The sequence below is a fragment of the Gilliamella sp. B3023 genome, from assembly GCF_026536845.1.
Classification (GTDB): domain Bacteria; phylum Pseudomonadota; class Gammaproteobacteria; order Enterobacterales; family Orbaceae; genus Gilliamella; species Gilliamella apicola_E.
In genome coordinates this window covers 43,078-50,100 of the sequence record NZ_JAFNNH010000020.1, presented here as the reverse complement: position 1 = coordinate 50,100, position 7,023 = coordinate 43,078, and the positions used below count along the sequence as shown (strand labels likewise).

The window sequence follows — 7,023 nt, the reverse complement described above, 5'->3', positions numbered from 1 at the left end:
ATCTGTCTAACTAATAATGATCCGGAAGTATAGTGACTGAAAAAATATGACGCAATAATTTTTTCATTTTAGATCGTTAATCTTTGTAAAGATCTTCAGAAAAAGATCTAAACATTTTTTTGTGAAATTATGTTTTAATTGATAAATATCAACTTTACAAATCCTTAAAAACTATAATCTTTAATTCAGGAAAATTTTATTTTATTGGAATAATTTATTGATTTTTAAGTGGAGTTTTAAACGCTAAAAACCCCACTCCTCACTTTTTTTTGTAAAAATCAGTAATTTTTTTAGCCGTTAATCAATTTGATGATTAACAGCTATTTATTAGTCAGTTGATTTTTTAGGTAAGATTAAATTTAATAAAATCGCTAAAATTCCACATAAGCTAATGCCTTGTAGTGCATAAGATCCAAAATCAAAGATCATTCCGCCGATCCCAAAAACTAATACTAATGAGACAATACACATATTGCGTGATATAGAAAGATCGACTTTATGTTTGATCAATATATTAATACCGACTGATGCAATCGATCCGAATAAAAGCACCATAATTCCACCCATAACAACTGTTGGGATCGTACTTAAAAAAGCGCCGATCTTTCCAACAAATGACATGAAAATCGCCCAAATTGCCGCCCAAGTCATTACTCGTGTTTTGAAGTTACGGGTTAATGTGACCGCGCCAATAACTTCGGCATAAGTGATACAAGGTGGACCACCAAAGAAGCCTGCACTTGAGGTTGCTAATCCATCACCAAGCAATGTTCTTTGTAAGCCCGGATCTCGGGTATAATCTTTTCCGGTTACTGCGCTGATCGCCATAATATCCCCAACATGCTCGATCGTCGGTGCAATTACAATTGGGATCATATATAAGATAGCTTGCCAGTGAAACTCTGGAAAGGTGAAATCTGGTACTTTAAACCATGGCGCATCAATAATGGGTTGAAAATTGACTATGCCCATTATGCAAGACAATGCGTATCCCACAACAATACCTGCAATGATCGGGACTAATCTAAAAAAGCCTTTGGCCCAAATTGCTACAATTAAGGTGGTTAATAGTGACGCCATTGAGATCAAAATTAATTGATAGTTTTCGGCGGGAATTCCACTGTCGGTTCCCATTGCCATTTTGACGGCTACCGGTGCAAGTGATAGACCGATAACCATTATGATCGGTCCAGTAACCACTGGCGGTAAAATGCGATCAATTACGTGCTTTCCGTTAATTTTGACCAAAAAGGCAAAAAACATAAACACAAAACCGGCTGCAACAAGTCCACCCAATGTTGCAGGAATTCCCCACTGTGCAACGCCAAAAGAGATCGGTGCAATAAAAGCAAAGGATGATGCTAAAAATACCGGGACTTTTCCTTTGGTGGTGAGTTGAAATAATAGTGTGCCCAATCCGGCTGTGAATAAAGCAACATTGGTATTTAAGCCGGTTAATAATGGCACAAGTACTAATGCACCAAATGCAACAAATAGCATTTGGGCGCCGGTAAAAATGTCTTGCCACGAGTGTTGTGATGCTTCATTATCGATATTTTTAGACACATTGTCCTCTCTTATTCCACTTAATGTTAATCATATCTATTTATAATCAAATAGTAGGCATAAAAAAACCGGTTAAAACCGGTCTAAAATTTGAGATTTTATTTAGTGCCGAATATTTTGTCTCCGGCGTCACCAAGTCCTGGTAAAATGTAGCCCTTTTCATTCAACCGTTCATCGATTGATGCGGTATAAAGTTCTACATCTGGGTGAGCTTGTTCTAATACTTTGATTCCTTCTGGCGCAGCAACTAATACAAGTACTTTGATATTTTTACATCCAGCTTTTTTAAGCAGATCAATAGTTGCAACCATTGAACCACCGGTAGCAAGCATTGGATCAACGACTAATGCCATTCGTTCTTCAATATCAGAAGTTAGTTTTTGGAAATAAGGGACTGGTTCAAGCGTTTCTTCGTTACGATAAAAACCAACAACACTAATTCTTGCACTAGGTATATGTTCTAAGACACCATCCATCATTCCTAAACCAGCACGTAAAATAGGCACAACGGTGATTTTTTTACCTTTGATTTGTTCTACTTCAACAGGTCCACACCAACCTTGAATTGTGACTTTTTCAGTCGGTAGATTGGCTGTCGCTTCATAAGTTAATAAGCTACCAACTTCACTAGCAAGGTCTCGGAAATCTTTTGTGCTAATATCGTGTTCACGCATTAAGCCGATTTTATGGCGAACTAGAGGGTGTTTTACTTCAACAATTTTCATGGGGGCCTCAGTGTTATTTTTCGATGATCTAATTAGTAGGTATAAATAACCACTGAGAGGTAATTATAGCAGAGTTATCAAATCATGAAAACCCGAAATCCCAATAAAGGCATTATTATTGATGATGTGAATACTCGCTTTTCATTTTTTATAAGCTTTCACCTTCGAGATATTCAACAGGTAAATCAATAACCTTTTGCTCGACCTTTTCACCATTGATACGTTTTAGTAGTAATTCGGCAGCAATTTTGCCCATTTCGATTCTTGGTGTTTGGATTGAGGCTAGCTTGGGATTCATATATTGACCAATTTTATGACCATGGAATCCAACGATGGCTATTTGTTTCGGTATTTTAATATCAATACGTTGACATTCAAGTAGCACACCTAGCGCCAAATCATCATTAGTACTAAATATGCCATCGACACTTGGGTACTCTTTTAGTATTTGGTGTAAAAATCTTGCGCCTAGTTCATAGGATGAGGCTTCTTTGGTTGCTAATGTTTTAGGCGTTAATCCTGCCTCTTGCATGGCTTTTTCATATCCTTGCTGACGTATGATGCTTCGCTGATCTTGCCTTGCACTGAAGTAGACTATGTTGCGTCGGCCTTTGTCTATCATGTGATGGATCATATTTTTGGTGGCTGTAAAGTTGTCAAATCCAACAGCCATATCTATACAGGGTGAGACACTGTCCATAATTTCAACTACAGGTACGCCAGATATTTCGATCATTTTGAGCGTAGCCGGATTGTGTATTCTTTCTGTTAATATGAGTCCATCGATGTTGTATGAGAGTAATGAACGAACCCGTAGCTCTTCTTTATCCGCACTGTATCCGGTGTGGGTGATCATGGTTTGGTACCCTTTTACATCAGTAACCATTTCGATACCTTTTAAAATATCAGCAAAGACTTGGTTGGTTAATGAGGGTAATACCACGCCAATAGCATAACTTTTGGCATTAGATAGCATGTCAGGCGCTTTGTTTGGAATATAGCCTAATTTATCAATAGCCGATGAGATTTTTAACCGAAGTGATTCTGATACTAGGTTGGGATCTCGCAAAAAGCGACTGACTGTCATTTTGCTGATGCCGATTAAGTTGGCGATTTCTTGTAAGCCAGGGCGACGTTTTTTACTCATTGTTTATTTTCCGGTAATCTTGGTTGCCAATCGATTGGTGTTTTACCATGCTGTGTAATGATCGCATTTGCTTTTGAGAAGTGTTTACATCCAAAAAAGCCACGATGTGCAGATAATGGCGATGGGTGTACGGCGGTTAATACATGATGTTTTTGACGATCAATAAATTGACCTTTCTTCTGAGCCGGCGAGCCCCAAAGTAAAAATACCACGCCTTCCAAATGTTTATCGATCGCAGCAATAACATGATCGGTAAAGGTTTCCCAACCTATTTTGGCATGAGAGTGGGCCTGACCAGCTTCAACCGTTAATACGTTGTTAAGTAGTAGTACGCCTTGAGTTGCCCAGTAACCTAAGTAACCATGATTTGGAATGGTAAATCCGTCAATATCCGTTGAGAGTTCTTTATAGATGTTGAGTAGTGATGGCGGTGGTTTGATTCCCGGTAATACAGAAAAGGATAAACCATGAGCTTGGTTTGGGCCATGATAAGGGTCCTGCCCTAGAATTACTACTTTGATGTTATTAAATTCAGTGAAACGAAATGCATTAAACACATCGCGCTGAGGAGGATAAATGGTTTTACCTTCAGCGCGTTGTGTGGCAACAAATTGCATTATATGTTGAAAATAGGGCTTCTCTTTTTCAGAGCCAATAACATCGTTCCAGGTTAATTGATTACTCATATTTTGCCTTTACTAAAATTTTATACGGTACTGCATTAATAATAATTATACCTAAAAATAATAATAAACCTAATGCTAATCAATGCTGGATGATATTAAATAAACACTCTTAAATATTCAGTTAAACACAAAATTGCCATGGATTGGCCATATGGCATCGATGTTAATGGTATTTGTTTGTAATATGCTAAGTCACTGCCCATTGCAGTGCCAAATGAAACATTGAGTAGTGTTCCGTTGTCATCTATGTTTGTTAATATTCCTTTAATTGCTTTTTCTGCCATTACTGTATATTCATCAGAGATATAACGTTTTCTTATCGATTTTAAAATACCATAGGCAAATCCCGCGGTTGCCGATGCTTCTAAGTAGGAATCTGGATCATCGATGATTGTGTGCCATAACCCATTTTCATTTTGGTATTTAGCCAATGCCTGAATTTGGGCATTGAGTACTTCAATTAGTAGTTTTCTAAATGGATCGTTTTGATCAAGATCAAGTAGTTCAATAAATTCGGGAATGACGATGGTTAACCAGCTGTTTCCCCTTGCCCATCTGGCTTTGGCAAAGTTATGGTTGCCGTCAAAAGTCCATCCATGAAACCAAAGCCCAGTTTGGCGATCCATTAGATATTGGATGTGAATCAGTATTTGGTAAATGGCTTCTTGTATATATTCTGGTTTATTAAGTAATTTACCAATTTTGGCGATAGGTAATACACTCATCATGAGCGTGTCATCCCAAAGTTGTTGATGATTTTCATTGTTGTAGACAATATGTTGTAAACCGCCAAATTTCGTTCTTGGCATTTCATACATTACCCAGTCAGCCCAACGCTCTAAATATGGTAGAAAAACAGGGTTTTTGGTTTCTTCATATCGATAGGCTAATGTTAGAAATGGACAAACCGTATTCACATTTTTGGTTGGTGTTCCTTCTGATAAGCGCTGTGTAAACCAGTCGTCAATAATGTCGAGGGTTGGTTTGTCGCCTGTTTGTTGATAAAATTGATACATACCATAAAGTCCAATGCCATGAGTCCATTCCCAGCCATTCCAACCTTTAGTGTCTATTACACGTCCATCATCTAAGCGTAATAGAAATTCACCGGTTTCATCTTTGATATTAATTAGATTATTAATAATTTTATGTATCAGTTGTTTTAATTCAGAACGTGAAATTATATATTCAGGTTTACAAAGTAATTTGCTATGTTTTACAGGAAATATCTGCATTTTGTACCTCTACTAATCATTAAATTTGAATTCTTTTTTTATTTATTTTTATAACCTATATTGTTATTTCCCCAGAGCTGGGAAACCGGCATACCAGTTAACATTTCTACAACCGGTTTGCCTTCATCACTAATTCGTCTTTCAGAACTCGTTCCAATACCTTTTATGTTATTAATTTCATTGATTAAAATTTTGTGAGTGGTTAGATTTAATTTGAATTTCAACGAAATGAAAAATCCTAATGAGAGAACGAATATTGTTCCAATCACTAATAAGAATAAGATAGTTAGCGAGACTTGTTCAGGTTGCTGATTTTGGCCACTCACAAAGCCCGACCATTGTAAACAGACACCAATCAACATTACTGCTCCCGCTTGTGAAGCTTTTCGGGTAAATGTCATTACGCCAGCAAAAATACCTTCTCGGCGTTTGCCGGTAATAATTTCATCAACATCTGAAATATAAGTGTAGATATTCCAAGGAACGTAGTTGATACCACCTCGACCTAATCCAGCTATTGCTGAGATGGTAACAAGTAAAGTGTGAATGTGACTTAAGTTGTAATACCAAATGATGCCATAAGAGAGGCAACTTAAGCCAAAGATAGTTACAACAGCTCGGTATGCCGGCGCTGGACCATATTTTATGCATAATGGCATCATACAAAGTACAGCAACAAATTGGGTGATAGACATGGTTCCAATTAGCATTGAAGCAACGGTTGGCTCTTGTAATAGAACGAAAATTACATAATAGGTAAAGACGGCGTTAAATACATCCTGAGCAATATATCCACCAAGATACATACCTAAATGCTGTCTGAAGATTTTTATTTTGAAGGTGGATAATAATTCGATAACCAAATGGCGGATACTTTCTTTAAATGATAATGAAGCAGCTAGTTGTTCTGCTTGTAAAGCCTCTTTCGATTTTAGTTCATTTGGTCTTTCCCATGTAAATAGGTATACCATGCAAAGGGCAAAAGAACATAGGATTGAGAAGACTAAACTTGCATAGAAGAATGATATTGCATTATCTTTACCAAAATAGTTGAGTAGAATCCCCGGTAAGAACCCGGCTAATATTGCCGATAATTGTGCCATTGAAATTCGTGCACCGGAAAATTTGGTTTTTTGTTTAAAATCATCGGTCATTTCAGGAACTAATGTTTCGTATGGAACCAGCACCATGGTGTAGACCATGTCAAAGAAGAGGTAGGTGATTAAGTAGTAGAGATAATTCATACCAGGTGCCCACATTACGCTATAGCTAAATATGAGTGGAATACCAAGTAAGATAAAGAATTTACGACGACCAAAACGTTTACCTAATCGAGTTCGGCCAAAGTTATCCGTTAAATAACCCATCAATGGGCTAATCACTGCATCAAGAACCCTTGCTGCCGCAAAAATAAATGTGGCTTCGATAGGCGTTAGTCCACAAAAATTTGTATAAAAATATAATAACCACACAGCAGTCAATGCTGTTGTTCCCGCACCTAAAAAATCACCCGCGCCATAAGCTAAGTAATTTTTTAAACCTATCACTCTCTTTTTCATATTTGCCCCACTCATTTTTCCTTATTTCAAAAAATAAATATCCTTTTCACATTCTTTAGCTAGTCTATGGTGGGTGCTTTTCTTAAACTTTAATATATATGCCAA

6 protein-coding genes are annotated in these 7,023 nt (G+C 37.2%); all 6 read right to left on the bottom strand.

The genetic code is table 11. The annotated features are described in order from the left end of the window. Positions 1 to 327: 327 nt before the first annotated feature. Positions 328 to 1,566, bottom strand: coding sequence for a uracil-xanthine permease family protein (locus tag J3U16_RS10630; protein WP_065733567.1), 1,239 nt, complete (start codon positions 1,564 to 1,566; stop codon positions 328 to 330). Positions 1,567 to 1,664: 98 nt separating this feature from the next. Continuing rightward, the gene (gene upp, locus J3U16_RS10625) at positions 1,665 to 2,291 is read right to left on the bottom strand and encodes a uracil phosphoribosyltransferase (protein ID WP_065563803.1); all 627 of its coding nucleotides are present in this window, start codon (positions 2,289 to 2,291) and stop codon (positions 1,665 to 1,667) included. A 148-nt stretch (positions 2,292 to 2,439) separates the two neighbouring features. Then, positions 2,440 to 3,438 carry a gluconate operon transcriptional repressor GntR gene (gene gntR, locus J3U16_RS10620; protein WP_267343023.1) on the bottom strand — a complete coding sequence of 333 codons (999 nt, stop codon included), beginning with the start codon at positions 3,436 to 3,438 and terminating at the stop codon, positions 2,440 to 2,442. Beyond that, positions 3,435 to 4,124: a uracil-DNA glycosylase gene (gene ung / locus J3U16_RS10615; protein WP_065733565.1), complete on the bottom strand. Its 690-nt coding sequence runs from the start codon at positions 4,122 to 4,124 to the stop codon at positions 3,435 to 3,437. Before ung ends, gntR begins: the two co-directional genes overlap by 4 nt. 95 nt (positions 4,125 to 4,219) lie before the next feature. Further along, entirely contained in the window at positions 4,220 to 5,359 is a 1,140-nt protein-coding gene (locus J3U16_RS10610; RefSeq protein WP_267343022.1) for a glycoside hydrolase family 88/105 protein, read from the bottom strand. 38 nt (positions 5,360 to 5,397) lie between these two features. After that, positions 5,398 to 6,918, bottom strand: coding sequence for an MFS transporter (locus tag J3U16_RS10605; RefSeq protein ID WP_267331102.1), 1,521 nt, complete (start codon positions 6,916 to 6,918; stop codon positions 5,398 to 5,400). Positions 6,919 to 7,023 lie beyond the last annotated feature (105 nt).